This window comes from Mycobacterium sp. ITM-2016-00317, assembly GCF_002968295.1.
Taxonomy (GTDB): domain Bacteria; phylum Actinomycetota; class Actinomycetes; order Mycobacteriales; family Mycobacteriaceae; genus Mycobacterium.
In genome coordinates this window covers 428,293-447,603 of sequence record NZ_CP134399.1, presented here as the reverse complement: position 1 = coordinate 447,603, position 19,311 = coordinate 428,293, and the positions used below count along the sequence as shown (strand labels likewise).

17 protein-coding genes are annotated in these 19,311 nt (G+C 67.6%); 4 read left to right on the top strand and 13 right to left on the bottom strand.

The genetic code is table 11. The features are described 5' to 3' along the window. Positions 1-9: 9 nt before the first annotated feature. The 4 genes from C6A87_RS02070 to C6A87_RS02055 form a co-directional block, all read right to left on the bottom strand. Entirely contained in the window at positions 10-879 is an 870-nt protein-coding gene (locus tag C6A87_RS02070) for a LysR family transcriptional regulator ArgP (RefSeq protein ID WP_311115753.1), read from the bottom strand. Between the two features lie 177 nt (positions 880-1,056). After that, entirely contained in the window at positions 1,057-1,797 is a 741-nt protein-coding gene (locus C6A87_RS02065) for a cutinase family protein (RefSeq protein WP_396836972.1), read from the bottom strand. Positions 1,798-1,932: 135 nt separating this feature from the next. Further along, a complete protein-coding gene (locus tag C6A87_RS02060; RefSeq protein ID WP_311118153.1) occupies positions 1,933-2,910 on the bottom strand; it encodes an NAD-dependent epimerase/dehydratase family protein in 978 nt (325 codons plus the stop codon). Positions 2,911-3,003: 93 nt separating this feature from the next. Further along, positions 3,004-3,813, bottom strand: coding sequence for a DUF5718 family protein (locus C6A87_RS02055; protein ID WP_311115751.1), 810 nt, complete (start codon positions 3,811-3,813; stop codon positions 3,004-3,006). 222 nt (positions 3,814-4,035) lie between these two features. Here C6A87_RS02055 and C6A87_RS02050 point away from each other — a divergent pair, with 222 nt between their 5' ends. Continuing rightward, positions 4,036-4,203, top strand: a complete 168-nt coding sequence (locus tag C6A87_RS02050) for a hypothetical protein (RefSeq protein ID WP_311115750.1) — start codon at positions 4,036-4,038, stop codon at positions 4,201-4,203. A gap of 2 nt (positions 4,204-4,205) precedes the next feature. Here the strand turns inward: C6A87_RS02050 and C6A87_RS02045 are convergent, their stop codons facing one another. The 9 genes from C6A87_RS02045 to C6A87_RS02005 all read right to left on the bottom strand — a co-directional run bounded on the left by C6A87_RS02045 (position 4,206) and on the right by C6A87_RS02005 (position 16,172). Next, on the bottom strand, positions 4,206-4,466 hold the full coding sequence (locus C6A87_RS02045; protein ID WP_311115749.1) for a DUF3618 domain-containing protein: 261 nt from the start codon (positions 4,464-4,466) through the stop codon (positions 4,206-4,208). Continuing rightward, positions 4,450-4,854, bottom strand: a complete 405-nt coding sequence (locus tag C6A87_RS02040; RefSeq protein WP_311115748.1) for a phage holin family protein — start codon at positions 4,852-4,854, stop codon at positions 4,450-4,452. Before C6A87_RS02040 ends, C6A87_RS02045 begins: the two co-directional genes overlap by 17 nt. Before the next feature lie 2 nt (positions 4,855-4,856). Further along, a complete protein-coding gene (locus tag C6A87_RS02035) occupies positions 4,857-5,183 on the bottom strand; it encodes a hypothetical protein (protein WP_142406782.1) in 327 nt (108 codons plus the stop codon). 23 nt (positions 5,184-5,206) lie between these two features. Further along, the gene (locus C6A87_RS02030) at positions 5,207-5,476 is read right to left on the bottom strand and encodes a PepSY domain-containing protein (RefSeq protein ID WP_311115747.1); all 270 of its coding nucleotides are present in this window, start codon (positions 5,474-5,476) and stop codon (positions 5,207-5,209) included. 178 nt (positions 5,477-5,654) lie between these two features. Beyond that, complete coding sequence (locus C6A87_RS02025; protein ID WP_311115746.1) at positions 5,655-6,512, bottom strand: ABC transporter permease; 858 nt, start codon at positions 6,510-6,512, stop codon at positions 5,655-5,657. Then, on the bottom strand, positions 6,512-7,366 hold the full coding sequence (locus C6A87_RS02020) for an ABC transporter ATP-binding protein (RefSeq protein ID WP_311115745.1): 855 nt from the start codon (positions 7,364-7,366) through the stop codon (positions 6,512-6,514). The genes C6A87_RS02025 and C6A87_RS02020 overlap by 1 nt, the downstream gene beginning before the upstream one ends. Beyond that, complete coding sequence (locus C6A87_RS02015; protein ID WP_311115744.1) at positions 7,363-12,891, bottom strand: type I polyketide synthase; 5,529 nt, start codon at positions 12,889-12,891, stop codon at positions 7,363-7,365. The genes C6A87_RS02020 and C6A87_RS02015 overlap by 4 nt, the downstream gene beginning before the upstream one ends. A 119-nt stretch (positions 12,892-13,010) precedes the next feature. Then, the gene (locus C6A87_RS02010) at positions 13,011-14,780 is read right to left on the bottom strand and encodes a lycopene cyclase family protein (RefSeq protein WP_311115743.1); all 1,770 of its coding nucleotides are present in this window, start codon (positions 14,778-14,780) and stop codon (positions 13,011-13,013) included. A gap of 105 nt (positions 14,781-14,885) precedes the next feature. Then, on the bottom strand, positions 14,886-16,172 hold the full coding sequence (locus C6A87_RS02005) for a cation:proton antiporter (RefSeq protein WP_311115742.1): 1,287 nt from the start codon (positions 16,170-16,172) through the stop codon (positions 14,886-14,888). A gap of 414 nt (positions 16,173-16,586) precedes the next feature. Between C6A87_RS02005 and C6A87_RS02000 the strand changes: the two genes are divergently transcribed. The 3 genes from C6A87_RS02000 to C6A87_RS01990 all read left to right on the top strand — a co-directional run bounded on the left by C6A87_RS02000 (position 16,587) and on the right by C6A87_RS01990 (position 19,200). Next, entirely contained in the window at positions 16,587-16,736 is a 150-nt protein-coding gene (locus C6A87_RS02000; protein WP_311115741.1) for a hypothetical protein, read from the top strand. Between the two features lie 176 nt (positions 16,737-16,912). After that, the gene (locus C6A87_RS01995) at positions 16,913-17,545 is read left to right on the top strand and encodes an ANTAR domain-containing protein (RefSeq protein ID WP_311115740.1); all 633 of its coding nucleotides are present in this window, start codon (positions 16,913-16,915) and stop codon (positions 17,543-17,545) included. Positions 17,546-17,865: 320 nt separating this feature from the next. Continuing rightward, positions 17,866-19,200: a DUF2254 domain-containing protein gene (locus tag C6A87_RS01990; protein WP_311115739.1), complete on the top strand. Its 1,335-nt coding sequence runs from the start codon at positions 17,866-17,868 to the stop codon at positions 19,198-19,200. Positions 19,201-19,311: the final 111 nt, after the last annotated feature.

The window sequence follows — 19,311 nt, the reverse complement described above, 5'->3', positions numbered from 1 at the left end:
TGCCCGCCGTCACCGCTCGCGGAGCAGCCCCGCCGCGGCCGCCTCCACCGCGGCGGTGACCTGTCCGATGGTGGCGCTGTCGAGCTTCCAGCACTGCCAGTACAACGGCACGTCGAGATGCTGATCGGTGACCGGCACGAACGACGCGTCCACCAGCTGGACGGGGTACATCCCCCAGCCCAGCCCGGCGTGCACGGCAGCGCCGAAGCCTGCCGCGGTGGGCACGTAATGGGTCGGGCGGGCGATATTTCTGCGAAACACCTTGCGCACCAACTGGTCCTGCAGCGCGTCGGAGTGGTTCCAGGCCAGCGACGGGGCCTGCGCGACCGAGTCGCGGGTGAACCCGTCCGGCAGATACCGTCGCACATAGGCCTTCGAGGCCACCGGCACGTAGCGCATCACCCCGAGCGGCTGGACGCGGCAACCGGCCACCGGGGCGCGCTCGGTGGTCACCGCGCCCATCACCACCCCTTCGCGCAGCAGCCGCGCGGAATGGTCCTGGTCCTCGATGCGCACGTCGAACAGCACGTGCGGCAGCCGGGCGAACACGTCGGTGAACCACGTCGCCATCGAATCGGCGTTGACCGCCATCGCGATTCGCGGCAGGTCCGCGCTGCCGCCGCGCGTCTCGGCGAGCGCCTCGGCCTGCAGCAGCGCGGTCTGCGCCGCCAGCCGCAGCAGCGGTACCCCTGCAGCCGTTGCCACACAGGGCTTTTCGCGCAACACCAGCACCTGGCCGACCTGCTGTTCCAGGGCCTTGATCCGCTGGCTGATCGCCGACGGGGTGACGCGCAGGTGCGTCGCGGCCGCGTCGAAGCTGCCGAACTCGATGACCGCCGACAACGCGGCCAGCTGCGCAATGTCGAGTTGGTCGGCCACCCAAGAGATGTTAGCCACCGCCCCGGCGTCTTCTACGCTCTTCTCGTGGTGCCCCTGGACGAGCTGCTCCGGCGCTGCTCAAGCAGGCCGCACGCCGCGGCCGACAGATCGCCGTGGTGGTCTTCGACGTCGACCTCTACGACCGCAAGCGGACGCGACGGGCCGGCAAGCGGTAGGTCAGTTCACCTCCGCCGAGGCGTTGATCACCGAACCGGACGACTGGTGGCCGGTCACCCTCTTGGCGACGAAGTCAGCGGCCTGCCGGGCCAGCCCGGTCTGCACGTACTGACTGTGCGCGGGGCGGTCGTCACCGGCCGAGCACACCGGATCCGCACCGTTGCACACGTCGATCGTCTTCGTGCCGTACAGCGGGCTGATCGCGGTCAGCGGGTTGCCGATCTTGGTCGACGGGTTGCCGAACACGGCGACGGCGGCCACATGATCGGCGACCGGCGCGGGCATCGGGCGGCCGAAACCGAACGTGGCGTTGGGATCTGCGGTGATCAGGTCGATCGCCGCCGCGCCCTGGGAGTAGCCACCCAGCACGATGGCGGTGCTGGGGCAGGCCGCGGCGATGGCCTGGATGCGTGCGCTGGCGTCGTCGGCGCCCATCGGGGTGGACTGCAGGAAGTCGTAGGACGCCGGGTAGTTCACCGCGTAGACGTCGACGGTGCGACCGCTGAGCTCGTCGCGCAAAGCGTCGACGAAGGCCTCTCCGACGAGGCCGACCCCGGTGGGTTCGGCGGTGCCGCGGGCAAACACCACCTGCACATCCGGGCAGGATTCTGCGGCCTGGGCACTCGCGGCGCCCGGGCCGATCAGGCCCGCGGCGAGCGTTGCACCGGCACCTGCCATCAGCAGGGCGCGGCGCACGGACATACCCGAGACTGCTCGGGCGGTCTGACAGCGATCGGACATTGCGGATCTCCTCGGTCGGGGCCCGCCCCCGCGACGGCGCCAACCTGTGAAAGGCCTGGACCGGGCGAGAAATTCCATCCTGTGGCGGCGAGCACGCTTTTGGGGGCCAACCCCCACCGGCAAGTCCGGGTGGCGCTACGCCCCCACGCGTTGGCGCTCCACGTAGTTCTCCGCGGCGCGCGCGATGAACTGCTCGGTGGGTCTGGGATGCCAGCCCAGTTCCCGCGTCGCCTTGGCGTGACTGGCCGGTGACGTGAACGCCAGCAGGAACGCGCTCTGCTTGCTGATCGGGACCTCCACCCGCAGTAGCGATCCCACCGCGTCGGCCAGGTGCGCGAAGCCGTAGACGACGGCCATCGGGACCCCGATCCTGGGCCGGCGGGCGCCGACCGCGTCGGCGGCGGTGGTGAGGAGTTCGCGGTGCGTCATGAACCGTTCGGAGACGATGTAGCGTTGCCCCACGCGTCCGCGCAGCGACGCGCGCAGCATCGCGTCGGCGGCGTCGTCGATGCCCACCACCTCGGAACCGACGCCGCGCACGTAGAACGGCAGCTTGCCGAGCGCCGCCAGTTGGACGAACATGCCCTGGCGCGGCTGCCAGTCCGGCGGGCCGTACGGGTTCGACACGTTGACCACCACCGCGGGCACCTTGTGTTCGGCGGCGTAGGACAGCACCAGTTGTTCGGCGGCGCGCCGGGACTCGATGTAGCTGCCCGCCCGGTCGGCCCAGTTGAACGGCGTGTCCTCGTCGACGGTCTGGCCGTCGGGACCCACGGCGATGGTGCCGATCGTGCTCAGGAAGACGAATCTGTCCAGGTCGGCGCCGCTGGCGACGTCCAGCACCGTGCGCAGGCCCTCGACGTTGGTCGCGAACAGCGGCGCGGGATCCTTGAGCTCGGCCCTGGTGTCGACGATGCAGTAGTAGACGACGTCGCGGTCGGCCATCGCGGCCGCGGCCGTCGCGGGATTGAACGGGTCCCCGTAGACGCGCTCGACGTCGACGCCGTCGATCCCCTTGGTGGAACTGGAGTTCCGCAGCAGTACCCGGACGTCGGCGCCTGCGGCGGCGAGATGGCGGACCACGCAGGCCCCCACGTTGCCGCTCGCCCCCATCACCAGCGCCCGCTGCCCCGCCACGTTCACGTCGTCATCAGTCGTCACAGCGACAGATAACCACGTCGGCAACGGTAAGACCGACGGTTTGCGTTACCGGACGCGCTGACGCAGCTCGGAGGCCGCGTCGGAGGCGGTGTCGTAGACCCGCACGATGGCCTGGTCCCCCCGCTTGAGGAAGGTCGATTCGCCCAGCGGCGTGTACCGGGTGGCGCCGATGCCGATCAGTACGTGCTCGGGGTGCCCGCTGGCCGCCATCAGCGCGCCGACGTCTTCGAGCGGGGTGTCCGGCGAGCCCTTCTGGTTGGCCAGCCGCTCCACGATCCAGTCGAGCAGGACCTCGCCGTAGTACGAGTAGCCGATCAGCGGGCTGTCGACGCCGTAGGCGTGCTCCTCACCGTCGCTGTCCAGATGGCAGACCAGGCGCAGGGTGGCCGTCGGACCGTCCGGGGTCAGGTCGCTGATGTCGAAGAACTGTGCCGCAACCCCCTTGGACGCCGGCCCCCAGTTCTTCTTGTGACTGATCTTCGGCGCGCCCGGGCGGCGGATCGAGCAGTCGTTGAACGCGCCCAGCGCGAACGGCTCCAGCGTCACCACGGTGTCGCCCTGCCACACCACCCGGCAGGCCAGCCCGACCTCCGGTTCGATCTGCAGGTTCAGCGGACCCGAGAACTCCGGGCTCTCCGCAGGCAGCACGACCTCGTCGTTGGACAGCGGGAACTCGCCCAGGAACGTGTCCGAGCCGGGCGCGTACCACGGGAAGATCCCCTTCGGCGCCGCTCCCTCGCTGGTCACGTTCGCGAAATCCGCGGCCTCGCCTGCCTGTTCGAGGTGTCCGGCAAAGTTTCCCGCCACCCCGAAACCGAACCAGTTACGCATCTCGCTCAGCGCGATATCGATCACGTCCAGCAGCGTACGCGCCGCCCCTATTCAGCTCGCGAGCGTGGTTTCCACGGCGAACCCCCAGCGGTCGCGATCTCGCCGACGGTGGCCGTGCCGGATTTCAGCAGCGTGGTGAACATCGAGTGCAACGTCTGCGGGTCACCCGGACCGCGGCCCAGGCGCGGCGGCAGGTCTGACCGATCGTGCCCCGGGGTATCACGGAACCGACGGAAAGGAACGGACATGACCGAGGACAGCGGCAGCGGGGCTGCAGACAAGAAGACCGCTGCAGACAAGAAGACGGGAGAACCCGAAGGAGGCAGGCCGGGACCCGAGGATCACGGCCGCGAGGGCGGGATGGCCACCCGGGAGATCGCGCCGGAACTCACCGAACCGGACAGCGAGGGCTGAGTTCAGCGACGCCGCAGCCAGATCAGCAGGCCGACACCGGCCACCACGGCGAGCAGCGCCCCGACCGGCACCGCGGGGCGAGCCTTCACCGATTCCCGAGCGTCGACAATCGTGTGCTGCGCCCGCGCCTTGACGTCGAGTTTGTCCGACAGCGCGCCGACGGTCTCGCCGAGTTCCGCGCGGGTCTTCTCGATGTCGGCCTGCAGCTCGTCGATGCCGGCTTCGGGCCCGGGCTCGGGACGCGGGTCAGGTCCTGCTGCCATGACGAGCCCCCTTGATCTCATCGATGTCGGTCTTGACGCTGTCCACAGTCTGCGCCGCGGGCGCCGGGACCTGCTCGGCCTGTTTCTTGCCGACCAGCGCGGCGATCCCGGCGGCAACGAACAGCACCACGGCCACGATCACCGCCGACAGCCACACCGGAAGTACCAGCGCCAAGGCCGCGACCGCCGCGGCGATCAACGTCGCCAGGCCGAGCAGTGCGAGCACGCCCGCCGCTCCGGCCAGGCCCGCGCCGATACCGGCGTGCCTGGCCGATTCCTGCAGCTCCTTCTGGGCCAGCCGCAGCTCATCGCGAACCAGACGGGACGTCTGCTGCGACAGCTCGGAGATCAGCTCGCCCGTCGACGCCTGTGTCCTGGGCTCGGTCATGATCAGCCCTGATAGTCCGGGGTGCAGTTGACCTCGACGATCATCGTGTTCGACGCGTCCCCGGCCTTCGACACACTCGCCACGTCGCACCCCACCAGGGTGCCCTGGTCGTTACCGCGCACGACCACACTGTGTCCCTCGGACTGCAGCTGGGCGATCGTGTCGGCGGCACTCTGCGGCTGCGGCGCCTCCTCGTCCTCTCCGGGTTGCGCGAACGCGGTGCCCGCGCACAGCAGCGCGGCAGCGAGTGCCGACGTCGCCGCCAGCGCCGGGTGGGCCACCGCTTTCATGTGCACCGCCTTCATGTGCACAGACGACTTCCTACGCATGGGTTCCTCCTTACTTACCGGTCTTACTGTTCGGCCTGGTCATAACTGCAGTCGACGTAAACGGTCGCGCCGCTGGGCTGTTGCACGCCGGCCATCGCGACCTGGGAGACCTTGCAGAACCCCAGGGGCATGTCGTCGTTGCCGAACACCTGGACCTGGTAGCCCTGGGCCTGCAGCTGCGCCACGGCCTCCGCGGCGTTCTCCGAGAGCTGGTCGTTGTCGTTGGGCTGAGCGAACGCCACGCCGGCGAGCAGCATCGCTGCGGAGATCGCTCCCGCCGCACCGGCTGACATTGTGATGAGGAGACGGTTCATCGCGATACCTCTTCCTGCCGGCGCAGTCCCGCAACAACGACGCTGCCGGCCGTGTGTCTGCTCCGTGGCGATCGGGTTCCCGTGGCCGGGAGTTCCAAACGCCAGCAGACGCCACCGTCCGCAGGTTTACCGACATCGAGCACCGCCGAGGCGATGATCACGTCTTCTCCGACCACCGGAAGACGGCGAGTGAGCCGATCAGGCCACCGATGCTCCACGCCGCGAGCACCATGAAGATCCGCCACAGTTCCCAACTGCCTGCCGGCTCGAAGGCGACCATCTCCGCCGGCAGCAGCACCGACCGGAAACCTTGAGCCATCCACTTGACCGGGAAGACGGAGCCGATGACCAACATCCATGTCGGCAAGACCATGAGCGGAACGTAGGTCCCGGAAACGAACTGCAACGCGACAGACGGGCCGTTGGTGAGGACCGCCGCCGAAACCGCGTTGCTGGCAAGGTTACTGATGAAGATGCCCAGCAGGGAGCAGCTGACGATGCCCAGCAGCGCCACCCACGCGAGCGTGAACCATCCGAAGACGTCTGTCGGTAGCCGCAGGCCGAAGAAGAAAACCCCGACCAGCAGGAGAAGTACGGCCTCGGCGAAGCTGACGACGGCCACCAACATGATCTTGCCGATGAAGTACGACGACGCGGTGGTGGGCGTCCCGTGAAGCCGTCGAAGCGCGCCGGTGTCGCGGTCGGCGGCGATACTGATGCCGAGGTTGATGAAAGACGCCGACAAGATGCCGTAGGCGAGCATGCTCGCTGCGATCACCGCGCCGGTGCTGGTCTCGCTGTTGGGCAGCTTCGCCGAGAAGATGGACCCCAACAGCAGGCAGATCAACGCGGGCATCGAGAACGTCAGCGCCACCTGTTCCGGCCGGCGGTAGAACATCTTCAATTCCGGGATCGCCCGGGAGAATCCGATGCGCACCGCCGATGGGAGCCGCGGCTCCCGATCCGGGACGCGGCGGTGCACCACGATCGGCCGTTCGGTGTGTTCGATGGCCATCACGCCGCGCCGATCAACTGTAGGTAGGCGTCTTCCAAGGTCGGTCGACTGATCGTCAGTTGAGCCAATTCGGCGCCGTCCGCACTACGCCGCCTGACCAACGCGGTGGGGTGATCCGTCTGCTCGACGTGCACCTCGTCGCCCTCCACCCATCGGACCGTCGCGGCCGAACTCACGTGCTCGGTCAACTTCGACGGTGAGTCCACGGCCACCACCCTGCCTCCAGCGATGACCGCGACACGATCTGCCAGCGCCGCCGCCTCTTCGAGATAATGGGTGGTCAGCAGCACGGTGGTGCCGTCGGCCGCCAGGAGTTTGATGAGGTCCCAGAACTGGCGCCTGGCCTCCGGGTCGAAACCTGTCGTCGGCTCGTCCAGGAACAACAGTTCCGGTATGCCGATGATGCCGAGAGCGACGTCGAGGCGACGACGTTGGCCGCCGGAGAGGTTCCTCACCCGGGATCCGGCGACGGCGCCCAGACCCACCAGTTCAAGCACTTCGGCCGGGATTCGCGGCGCGCGATAGCAACTCGTGAACATCTGGACGGTCTCGTACACCGTCAGCATCCCGGCGTCACTGACTTCCTGCAGCACGATGCCGATCCTGGCCCGCCAGTTCCGGCCCGCGGTGCCGGGATCTTCGCCCAGCACCCGCACGTTACCCGAGTCGCGGGTCCGGTTGCCCTCCAGTATCTCGATGGTCGTCGATTTGCCCGCACCATTCGGACCGAGGATGGCGAAGATCTCGCCGTGGCCGACGTCGAGATCGAGTTCTCGCACGGCCGGTCTTCGCCCGTAGGCCTTGGACAGCCCCCGAACGTGCACAGCGGTCGAGGAGTTCGGTGAGGCGTTCACGAATGCGGCTCCCCTTCCTCGCTTTCGACGGCGCCGCCCTCGAGTTCGGCCAAGAGTTCCCGCAGGTCGGCCTCTGACAACTCGTTGAGCAGTTGGTCGACGTCGCCGGTCTCCTCGGCAGGTTCCGGCGCCGCGGCGGTGGCTACCGTGGCGGAGGGGACCTCGCCGTGGATGGCTTCGAGTTCGGCCAGTATCCGAACGGCCAGCGCATTGACGCTGACTCCCTTGAGAATCTCGAGGACCGGCAGATCGATCGAGAACGTCGTGTTGATCCTGACCCGGAAGTCCATGGCCATCATCGAGTCCAAGCCGATGTCGTCGAGGACGGCATCGGGATCGATATCGGTCGTCGCGCAATCGAATACGGCGGCCATGAGTTGCTGGACGTGATCGGCGACCACCTCGAGGCGCCCGGATACCGGTGTGGCCGCCAGTACCTCGACGATCGAGCGGCCCGACTCCGTACTCAGCGCGGACGCCTCGGGCGAGTCGAGCGCGGCGAACATGGCAGGCAACCGTCCGCCGAGGAGTTGGCGGGCCCGGCCCCAGTCTGCGCTGATGGCGATGACGTTGGGGCTCTGCTGGTTGATCAGCCGGTCGAGGATCGCGGCTCCCGCCGAAGGCGTGATCAGGTCGATTCCACGCATCGCGTACACGTCCTCCAGGTGCAGGTCCTCGACCATGCCCACCGACCACGGCCCCCACCCGATGGTCAGAGCCGGCGACCCCTGCGCCCGGCGGTAGTGCGCGAAGGCGTCGAGGAAGGCGTTGGCGGCGGCGTAGTTTCCCTGCCCGGGCGACGCGATCACCGACCCCGCAGAACCGAACATCACGAAAAAGTCCAAATCCTGGTCAGCGAAGGCGTCGTGCAGCACGCGGGTGCCGGTGATCTTGGGGGCCAGCACCTTGGTGAAGTCGGCTTCGCTGACGTTGACGAGGAGTTGGTCGTGGACGGATCCCGCCGCGTGGATGAGCCCGCGCACCGGTCGGCCGCCGCGGCGGGTGTGGTCGTTCAGCCAGGCAGTCACCTGCTCGACGTCGGTGATGTCGACACTGGCGGTACGGACGCGGACCCCGAGGCGTTCGATCGCCCGGATCGTTTGGACGGCCGTGAAGTGCGGGTCGCCGTCGCTCATTGCCGACCACTGGTCCCTGCCCGGGATCTGGCTTCGGTTCAGCAGCGTGATGTGACGCGCCCCGTGCTCGGCGAGGTACGTCGCCACCGTCCTACCGAGTGCGCCCGTTCCGCCGGTGACGACGTAGGTGGCGTCGGGGATGAGCTTGGTGGGAAAGGCCCGGGTGAGGCTCGTGCTCAGGCGCAACCGCGGGACGAGTGTCTGTTCGCCGCGGATCGCGATCTGGTCCTCGGACCCGTCGCCGAGGATGTGCGCGCAGATGCGTGCCGCGGTCTCCGGGACGCCGTCCGCACTGTCGATGTCTATCAGCCCTCCCCAGCGGTCCACGAATTCCTGGTGGCCGAGCACCCGGCCGAGACCCCAGACGGTCGCCTGATCAGGCGCCAACGATTCGGTTCCGAGCGCCGGTTGGGCGTTGTCGGTGATCAGGAAGAGCCGCGGCGTGACGGCGTCGTGGTGGGCGAGGGACTTGGCCAGGCGCAGAATCGTGAGAACACCCACCTGGTGGTCCGGGTCGGCCGCAGCGAGGTCCATCGGCCAGCAGTCCACAACGCCTGCAAGGTCGCCCTGTCTCGCGACGTGCTCGTCGATCAGTCGGCCCAATTGCTCGGCTCTGCTGGGGTTGAGCGCATATCCCCCGGCGACCTCGCTGAGCGTGTCGACGTCGCGGTGCGTCACGGTCCACACGCGGTGACCGGCGGCCCGCAGTCGCTCCGCGACGCCGGCACCGATGCCCCAGTCGTCGGCGAAGACGAGCCATGACGACGGGCTGGCCTCCTGCAGGTCCCGATCGGATTCGAGCTTCGGTTCCCACTGAAGTTCGTAGAGTCCCTTGTCGATTCGTTCCGACGCCATGCGCGCCGAGGCACCCAGCGAGCGCACCGTGAAGCCCTCGAAAAGGGCCAGCGGCTCCCCTCGGCCGTCGGTGATCACGATGTCGCTCTCGATCTCCTCCGCGGTGGCCGACACGACGCGCAGGTGCACGGTCATTCCGGCTTCGGGTGCGCCGTAGACCGCGCTGTGCCGGATACGCGTGGGCAGGTACGGGCTCTCATCGGCATTGCGGCCGAGTATCGGTGCGCCGAACAAGGTTTGGAAGGCGCCGTCGACAAGCGCCGGATGGAACCGGTAGGCGTCGAGATCATCGGCGACCGGCGCCGGGACAGCCAGCGCGGCCGACACCCAGCCCTCCCCGGCGGTCACCGCGGTGATGGATCGGAACGCGTCACCGTAGTCGAATCCGATGGCACGGGTAATGGCGTAGAAGTCCTCGCCGCTGATCGGTGCGCCGGTCGGTTGATCGTGTGGATGAAGCTTCGGGGCAGGGGCTTTCGGGCGAGTGTTGAGTTCGGCGGTCGCCGTGATCGTCCACTTAAGGTCGCCGCCCGCCGTCGCGGTGTAGGCGGCGAACTCGAGCGTGCCCGTGCTCTCGTCGAGAGTGGTCCGGAGAATGGGATCGCATGTCTCGTCGAGGATGACGGCGCGGTGCAGAACGAGATGCTCGACGCCGAGGTCGATGCCATAGGTCTGCTGTCCGACCGCCAGTGCCATCTCGACGTACACCGCCCCGGGGACGACGACGCTGCCCTGGACCTGGTGATCGGCCAGGAACGGCAGCAGGCCGGTGCTCAGCTCGACTTCCCAGGTCGGATGCACGCCGCTGACCGGCTGCCCGAGGAGTGGGTGCACCGGGTTGTAGTGCAGCGCCTCCGTGGCTTCCCGGGTCTCGTTCCAGAAGCGCTTGGTCTGCCACGGGTACGAGGGCAGCTTCAGCAATTCCCCGCGAGGATGCACAGCGTCCCAGGCGATGTCGTGGCCGTTGGTGTGCAGCGCGCCGACGCAGTTCAGGAACGTCCGCACATCCTCGTCGTGGCGTCGCTGGGTCGCCAGCACGACGGCCTTCTCGGTGCCGGCGATCTCGAAGATCGACGCAGCCAGTACGGGGTGGGGACCGAGTTCGACGAAGTGGGTGTATCCGTCGTCGAGCATGCGACGCAGCGCCGGTTCGAACAGTACGGTGGCGCGGGTGTTCTGCCACCAGTAGGCGGCGCCCGCGGCATACTCGTCCAGCTGTTCACCGGTCACCGTCGAATACAGCGGGATCGCAGCGGGTTTGGAGGTGAGCCCGTCCAGCGCGGTGTGGAGGTCGTCTTTGATCGCCTCCATGTAGTGGGTGTGGTACGGCACTTTCCCGGACAGATACCGGTTGAAGATCTCGGCCTCGTCCAACCGGCCGGCGACGTCGTCCAGCACGTCACCGTCGCCGGCGATGGTCACCGCCGATGTGCTGTTGACCGCCGCGACGGACAGTCGCCGCCCGAACTCCGCGCGGGTCTTCTCGTCGAGGGCCCGCAGCAGCGAATCGGTGTCGAGGCCGACGGCGAGCATGCGTCCCTGTCCGCTGGTGCGCTGCTGCAGTCGGCTGCGGTGGTAGATCACCTCGACCGCTTGCTCGAAGGTGAGCAGGCCGGCGAGATGGTGGGCGGCCACTTCCCCGGCGCTGTGCCCGATCACGGCGTCGGGTTCGATTCCGAACTCGGCCAGTTGCGCGGCCAGCGCGATCTGGATGGCGAAGTTCGCGGGCTGTGCCACCTCGGTTTCGCCCATGCGCGAATCGGTCTCGTCGCTGCGGAGTTCGTCGAGCAGGGACCAGTCCGCGTACCGGGACAACTCGCGGTCGGTGCGGGCGATGCTCTCGGTGAACGTGGGGAGGACGTCGAGCATCCCGCGGCACATCTTCCACCACTGCGGGCCCATTCCCGTGCAGACGAACGCCAACTTCGGCGCGGTCGCGGAGGTGCGGACCGACGAGATCTGCCCGACGTCGGCGATCGCCTGAAGTTGTTCGCGCGCTTCGTCGATACTGCCCACGATCAGGGTGTGGCGGTGGCTCAGGTGGGCGCGACGCCGCGAGAGCGTGTATGCCAGATCCGGCAGCGTGACGTCCGGATGCGTTTCGAGATGTTCGACCAACTGGCGGACGGTCGCCACCAGGGCTTCCTCGCTGCGCGCCGAGATCGGTAGGAGAGTCAGCGGCATCGACTGGGGCGCAATCCGATCAGGGGCGTCGGCGTCGGTTGGCGGCTCGGCGAGCACCACGTGGGCGTTGGTACCGCCGAAGCCGAACGAGTTCACCCCGGCGATGCGACGGTCGGTGCTCGGGAACGGGCGGCCGGTTCGGGGTACGTCGATCTTCAGGTCGTCGAAACTTACTTGGCTGGTCGGGTTTTCGAGGTGCAGGTGCGCCGGGATGTAGTCTCGCTGGAGCACCAGTGCCGTCTTGATCAGCCCGGCCACGCCCGCGCCCGCCTCGAGGTGGCCGATGTTGGTCTTGACCGATCCGATCACCAGTGGTTCAGTGGGCGTCCGGTCCGATGTCAGGGCGGCGGCGAGCGCACGGATCTCGACGGGGTCGCCGACCGGCGTTCCGGTGCCGTGCGCTTCGACGTACCCGACGTCGCATGCGTGGACACCGGCACGCCGCAGCGCGGACGTGATCGCAGCAGCCTGCGCCTCCGCCCGGGGCACGGTGATGCCGTCGGTGCGGCCGTCCTGTGACACCGCTGTCCCGAGGATCTGCGCGTAGACCCGGTCGCCGTCGCGTACTGCCTGTTCGAGCGGTTTGATGACGACGACCGCGCCGCCTTCGCCGCGCGCGTAGCCGTCGGCGGACTCGTCGAAGGCCTTGGAGCGGCCGTCCGGACTGAGGAATCCGCTTTTCGACTCGGCAATGGCCGTGTTCGGCCCGATCATGATGTTCACGCCGCCGGCGAGGGCGAGAGCGCTTTCACCGTTCCAGATGCTCTGGGCGGCCAGGTGCACCGCGACCAGGGAACTCGAGCACGCCGTGTCGACGGTCATGCTGGGTCCGCGGAAATCGAAGGCGAACGAGATCCGGTTCGCCAACATCGTCATCATCATCCCGGCGGCCGAATGGGCCTTGAACTGATAGCGGCTGGTGCGGCCCTGGTTCTGCAGGAGTTGGTAGTCGAGGGTGAAGCCGCCGATGAACACCCCGACGTCCTCGCCGGCCAAGGCGTCCGCGGGAATGCCACCGTCCTCCAGTGCCTCCCAGGTGGCCTGCAGCATCAGGCGCTGCTGCGGGTCGATCGAGTGCGCCTCGCGCGGGGAGATGCCGAAGAACTGGGGATCGAACTGATCGATGTCGGCGAGGAACCCCCCTCGGCGGGTGACCATCTTGCCGACCTTCTCCGGGTTCGGGTCGTGGAACCTGTCGGCATTCCACCGTGTCTCGGGAACGACGGAGGTGGCGTCGGTCGAGCTGCACAGCAGGTCCCAGAAGCCGTCGGCGGAGTCGACGCCGCCGGGAAGGCGACACCCGATCCCGACGATCGCCAACGCCGGATGCCTGGGTCGTTCCGAAGGCATCCTCATGCTTGCCCGTCGCCGTCTGTCGTGAAACACGCGGTCATCGCGATCCCTTCGTCGGCGTTGCGCGGCCACTGTTACTTCGTAGCGGCGACGGCCAAGGATGGGTGCCGGGCTGTTCAGCCCAGCCGGAGCTCAGGAACGGCGGTCAGGATCCAGTCCCGGCTGATCGGGTTGACCGCCTGCTCGCGGCGGTACACGGCCCGTAGGTCCCGCAGCAGCGGGTCCCGCTGCCACGCCTGCACCTGCGCGACGACGTCGTCGTCGTCGAACATCGCGGACTTGTCCGCGACGACGGTCTCGACCAGCTGACCGGCGACCTGACGAAGCAACAGAGCGTTGGCGTCGAACTGCTGGGCGAAGTCGGGGGCGGTGCCCATCATGGCCGTGTGCAGGGCCACCATGAAGTTCAACGGCGAGTACAGATCGACGAACGGCACGGGCGAATCGGCGTCCTCCACCGCCGCCCACTCCCGCAGGAACCGCTGAATGCGATTGCTGAGTTCGATGAGGCCGTCGAGGTGGGGCACCACCGCGGGATCGTCGGCGACGCTGACGAACCGGCCGTTGCGATACAACAGGCCGATAAAGCCCCAATAGAAGGCGACGTCCCAGATGATCTTGGCCGCCATGACCTTCGGCGTGCCCATCAGGGTGTACTGGTCCTGATACACCGCCAGCCACATCTCGGCCAGCGAGCGGAAGAGGGAGTCGCTGATCGCGCCCCTCGCGACGACGTCTTCACCGTCGAGGTCGCGGACCACCATGTCGGTGATGAGTCCGTTGCCGATCGCGACCAGGTCCAGACCCGACGAATACAGCGGGTCCAGGAACACCCCCGCGTCACCGGTGAGGCACCAGCGCGCCCGACCGTCGAACACCTTCGTCGCGGCATGGCTGTAGTGCTTCATGACCCGGAAGTCTCTGATCAGGTCGTCGTGCTTGGCCAATTCCTCGGCACACTGCGGCTCGTGCTCGCGTAGCCACGCTTTCGCCTTGTCCAACGTGTTGTAGTCGTCGAACGCATGGCTGGCGGGGTCGGCGACGATGCCGACGCTGGTCGCCCCCGACGCGAGCCGGATCAGCCACACCCAGTAGCCCTCGCCCATCAGGTGGTTCGTCGACAACGCGCGATCGCCCTCGACCAGGCGGGTCCGCCAACCCGCGTCGTCGCTCCACTGGCCGACGTCGAGTTCGGTCGCCACCCGCAGCCAGGCGGCGTTGCAGTGATGCTCGGTGGCCCGCCGCAGATTCAGCTGCCGGGGTAGCACGCGGTTGCGGCCCGAGGCGTCGACGACCCAGCGCGTGGTGGTCCGCGTGGTCGCGTCATCGCTCTGCACGGTTACCGTGTGCGCTTGACGGTCTGCGCCGAATTCGACGGATCGGACGCGGCCACACGCGATGTCGACGCCTGCGGACAGGCAGCGCAGGTGCAGTTCGTTCTCCAGCCTGCCCCGATCGATCTGGTAGGTCACCTGCGGGACGAAGCGGGAACTCCCCAGCTCCATCCGCCGGGCGATATCGGTGTTCCCGTGGTTCGTGAAGAACATCCGCAGGCCCATCTTGCGGATCTGGGCGCTGCTGAGGTGGTCGCCCAGGCCGAGCCGCTCGCGCAGGTAGTGCGCGGAGACCTCGACGGTCGACTCACCGACCGTGTGGGTGACTTCGGGCACCGGGTGGGCGTTCGGTTCGACGATCAGGATTCGTGCTGCGGGGCGGGCGGTGCGCACCTCCAGCGCGAGGGTCAGCGCCGCCGCGCCGCCGCCGATGATGACGACGTCGTGATCCGCGACCGGCGCATCGTCGTTGCCGAGCCGGCTTCGGATCCGTCGGGCAAGAGCCTCCCGGGCTTTGGGGTCCAACTGCGACAACTGTGTCCGGACGTTCACGCGTTCCCTCCCTCGGCCGCAGGGTCCGGGAGGTACCCCGGCACCGGCGACGCCATGCAACGAAATCGGGCCGACGTCGTCGGCGACCCGGCCGTCAGAAAGTCGTCAGCGCCCTGCGAGATCACTGTTTTCACGTCGCACCTCCTCAGCGGTGGCGGCCTTCGGCCGGTGCCGGCCGTAGGCGAATTCGAATATCGGCGTGGCCATCAGAGTGGTGATGATGGCCACCAACACCAGGATGGTGAAGAGCGTCGGCGTGATGATCCCGGCCTCGAGGCCGATGTTCAGCAGGATCAGTTCGATCAATCCGCGGGCATTCATCAACGAACCCAGGGCGACCGCCTCACGGAGAGGCACCTTGCGCAGGCGCGCGGCCAGCGTGCAGGCGATGCCCTTCCCGGCGATCGCGACCACGAGTATCCCCAGGGTCACCGCCCACAGCGTGGGCGTGTTCACCAAACCGATCTCGGTGTTCAGCCCCGAGTACACGAAGAACAGCGGCAGCAGCAAGGTGGTTGTCAGCGGCTCCAGGCCGGCCGTGACGCGTTGGGCGAAGACGCCGGACGGCATGGCCACGCCGAGGATGAATGCGCCGAATATCGCGTAGATGCCGATGAGATCGGTGAACCACGCACACGCCATGAGCAGTACGAGGACAACGCTGAGCATCGAGGGTGTGACGGTGTTGCGGCGTTCGGCCATCGCGCCGAGTACGCCGAGCGCTTTCCGTCCGGCTGTCAGCACCAGCAGCGTGTAGAGCACTCCGCCGACGATCGCCACCAGGGCGATGGCCGCGCTGCCCTGGTGGATGGCCAGCACCGTGGCCAGAATGCACCACGAGATCGCATCGTCGGTCGCACCGCACGCCAGCGCGAGGGTGCCCAACGACGTTCCGGACAGCCCCGTCTCGAAGATGATCCGGGCCAGCATGGGAAACGCCGTGATCGCGATCGCCGCGCCGAGGAACAGCATCGCCATGAGCGGTGTGACGCCGTCCTCGAAGTAGCCGCCGGCACCCAGCAGCGGTAGCGCGATGAACCCGCCGAGGACGAGCGGCGTGAAGATGCCGGCCGCCGACACCGCGGCCGCGGTCCCTGCCCGGTGCTTGATGAGGTCGACGTCGAAGCTGAGCCCGACGAGGAACATGTAGAGCACGAGGCCGATCTGCGCCGTGGTGTACAGCACGACGTTCGACACCCCCGGCGGGAACAGGTAGTCCTGAACGCCGGGCGCTATCCGCCCGAGCAGAGACGGTCCCAGCACGACGCCGGCGATCATCTCGCCCACGACCTGCGGTTGCCCCAGCCGCTGCGCCAGCAGCCCGACCAGACGGCAGGCCACAAGGATGACGACCAGCGCAAGGAAGAACTGGATGGCGGTGTCTGCCGGCATGTCAGGTCTTCGAGACCACGCTGCGGGAGGATTGGTTCAGAACCCCCCCCTGTCTCATGGGATGTCAGGCGAGCCCGTGACGACACGTCGTTTCCGCGCAGGGATGCCCGGAGCCGGCGGGTTCAATCAGCTGGTGACCGCCGTCTTCGACCGCGTCGTCGCGGCGGGATGCGGCGGGGGGTCGTGCCCTCGGTTGCGGGGTGGACGCGGGCGCACAGGAGCGGCTGACCATGACATGTCCTAAGCCGCGACCAGCGCTCATGGTGGGTTGCCACGGAAATGGCGGAGCCGTTATTGCGATCCAAACGGCGAATCCCACGGCGCGGCAAGCCGTCGCGACGGTTTCTCACCGTCGATGGCGTTACCGGCGGCTCCGCCCGTTTATCCCTTGCACCCGAGGGTAGCTTCTGGCTCGTGCCGGAACGTAAGCCCTTCCCCGCAGGTAGGCGGTCGTGGACCCAACTCGGCACGACCGCCAACGACACCCGTGTGTTCGACGAGTTGGCTGCGGGTGTCGCGGGGCCGTTCCTGTATCGCCTCGGCCCGTCAGCAGCAGTGATCTGATGACGAAGGAACCGGATCCGCTACCGTCACGCGGCGCCCCGCCACCGCCCTCAGGTGATCGTCAATTCGCTCGCCTGTTCGCGGGAGTGGACGAGCTATGCGGACGGGCGATGCGGTCTGCCCTCGCCGATGGGGCTGCCTTGGCGGTCCTGACTCGATACGCCCACACCCGGGAGTTGGCGTACGCCACCGACACCATTGCCGTACAACTCGACGAACTGCAGTTCACCCTGGGTGAGGGCCCCTGCTTGGACGCCTACCTCTACGACGAGCCGCAGATTCATCCCAATCTGGACAGCATCAGCCACACGTCTCGATGGCCCACCTTTGCCACCGAGGCCACCCAGCTCGGCGTGCACTCGTTGTTCGCCTTTCCCGTTCCTGGTGCGCTGGGGCCATCAAGAGTGCTGGAGTTGTACCGCCGCGCCCCCGGCAGTCTCACCCAGGACCAACACGCCGCCGCCAGAGCCTGCGCCTCAGCCATCGGCCAGCGGCTCCAAACCAACTGGGATAAGCACCTTGCTTCCTTCGGCGGCGTCAGGGAGGCCATCGACGCAGTCGCGGGCGGCAGCGACGCAGTCGCGGGCGGCAGCGCCGTGCAGGACGGTATCGGCGAACCGTTCACCCGCACCCAGATCCACGTCGCTGCCGGCATGCTTGCTATCCAATTGAACACTGAGCCCGACGAAGCCTTGGACCGACTACGGGCCTACGCCTACGCCTACGGTCGTCGCATTTCCTCGGTGGCCGCCGACATCATCGCCCACCGACTCACCTTGCATGATCAGCCCGGCCCACCTCACCAATAGAACGACCGTGGGCATCCCGTCGCCGACGAGATTGGCACCGCAGTAGGCACAGCCGGCCTTCAGGCCGCCTCGTTGATCGATGCCCAGCACTGCCAAGGCTGGCCGCCGAAGGAGCTGCCATTCACGCCTTGCGGACATGCCACCGAAATTCATCTCCAAATAGCTCGCGGTCGTTTCCGTCGCCCGCTCCACCGGAGCTCGTGGCCCTCAGCTACATCTCAAGCGCGATAAAAGTGTACCGGGCCAAACTGAACCGACGTGCGGGGCAAGGAACTGACGAAGGTCTCCAAGTGGGCACGCAAGTCGTAACCTTGCTACCTATGTTGGGACGTTCCCGCACTGTGCCTGCTCTGCGGATCGCCAGCGGACGCTACCGGTTTCGGGAGAGTCTGTTCGCGCTGCCGACCGTAGTGGTCATCGGCGGGGCCGTCCTGGCGGAGGCGACGGCGTTCGTCGACCGAGTCACGGTCGGCGGCCTTGCGATCCCGCTGACCGTCCGGATGAACAGCAATGCCGCCACCTGGTTGCTCAGCACAGTCGCGGGCGCGACCATCACCACCGCAGGGGTGGTGTTCTCGCTGACCGTCGTGAGCCTGCAGCTGGCAAGCAGCCAGTTCTCTCCGCGGGTGATGCGATCCTTCATCCGCGACCGCGTCAGCCAGCTCGTCATAGGTCTATTGGTCGCGACATTCGTCTTCTGTGTGTTGGCGCTGCGCCACGTCAGCGCCGATCCCGCGGCGAATGCACCTCCCCTCCAGATGACGTTCGCCATCGTCCTGACTCTGACGACGGTGCTGCTGATCATCGGCTACCTCAACCGCCTGGCCCACGGGTTACAGGTCGGCGAGGTGGTGCGGGCGATCTCGAAGGAAGCCGACCATGTGCTGGAGGCGACCACGAGGGAGGCGCGCGCGGAGGAACCCGCCCTCGAAGAAGCGGGCGAACCCAGCGACGACCGGCTGGTGGTCCGCGCCGGGACCAGTGGTTGGGTGACCCAGGCGCCGAGCAAGTACATCCTCGCGGCGGTACCGCCGTCGACGGTCGTGCGGCTCGAAACCCGCACCGGCGCATACATTCACCGCGGCGAGGTGCTGATGTCGGCGTGGCCGATGCCCGAGGATCCCGAGCGGACGAGGGCTCGTCTGCTTGCCACGGTCGAGGTCGCCGACATCCGAACCATGCAGTACGACGTGGACTTCGGTATCCGTCAGCTCGTCGACATCGCGTTGCGCGCGCTGAGCGCGGCGATCAACGACCCGACTACGGCGACGGAGGTGGTGTTGCGCCTGGGCAGCCTTCTGCGGGACATCCTCGTGTCGGAACTGCCGCTGGTCTCGGTCCGCGGACCCCACGGCCGGACTTTGCTGCGGCCATGGATTCTGTCCCACGACGAGTACATCGAGCATGCGTTCGACCCGATCCGCCAGGCCGCGGTCACCCAGATCCACGTGGTCACAGCACTTCTGCGCGTCTTGCAGATGCTCATCGATCATGTCGTCGGGGCCGGACGCACCGAGCACGTCCCGGCGTTGAGGGCACAGATCACTCTGCTGATGGACGCCGTGGCGGCACGCACCGACATCCACGCCGATGATCTCGCCCGACTGCGGGCGATCGCCGAAGACACCGACCCGGCCGAGCATGACCTGCGGTGACCTGTGCACCGCTGAACGCCTTTCCGGTCGATCCCACTGATCGCTAGCGAGCGCATTGCCGACCCGGAGCAGGTGCTTATTGGCAGGCAGCCACACGCCTTCACTCCAAAT

Excerpts from the sequence above, each read along its gene's own strand:
- C6A87_RS02035 (WP_142406782.1), bottom strand. The coding sequence starts at position 5,183 with ATGCGTAGGAAGTCGTCTGTGCACATGAAGGCGGTGCACATGAAAGCG.
- C6A87_RS01990 (WP_311115739.1), top strand. The coding sequence starts at position 17,866 with ATGTTGGGACGTTCCCGCACTGTGCCTGCTCTGCGGATCGCCAGCGGA.
- C6A87_RS02030 (WP_311115747.1), bottom strand. The coding sequence starts at position 5,476 with ATGTCAGCCGGTGCGGCGGGAGCGATCTCCGCAGCGATGCTGCTCGCC.
- C6A87_RS02005 (WP_311115742.1), bottom strand. The coding sequence starts at position 16,172 with ATGCCGGCAGACACCGCCATCCAGTTCTTCCTTGCGCTGGTCGTCATC.
- C6A87_RS02065 (WP_396836972.1), bottom strand. The coding sequence starts at position 1,797 with ATGTCCGATCGCTGTCAGACCGCCCGAGCAGTCTCGGGTATGTCCGTG.
- C6A87_RS02060 (WP_311118153.1), bottom strand. The coding sequence starts at position 2,910 with ATGGGGGCGAGCGGCAACGTGGGGGCCTGCGTGGTCCGCCATCTCGCC.
- C6A87_RS02015 (WP_311115744.1), bottom strand. The coding sequence starts at position 12,891 with ATGCCTTCGGAACGACCCAGGCATCCGGCGTTGGCGATCGTCGGGATC.
- C6A87_RS02025 (WP_311115746.1), bottom strand. The coding sequence starts at position 6,512 with ATGGCCATCGAACACACCGAACGGCCGATCGTGGTGCACCGCCGCGTC.
- C6A87_RS02040 (WP_311115748.1), bottom strand. The coding sequence starts at position 4,854 with ATGACCGAGCCCAGGACACAGGCGTCGACGGGCGAGCTGATCTCCGAG.
- C6A87_RS02045 (WP_311115749.1), bottom strand. The coding sequence starts at position 4,466 with ATGGCAGCAGGACCTGACCCGCGTCCCGAGCCCGGGCCCGAAGCCGGC.
- C6A87_RS02050 (WP_311115750.1), top strand. The coding sequence starts at position 4,036 with ATGACCGAGGACAGCGGCAGCGGGGCTGCAGACAAGAAGACCGCTGCA.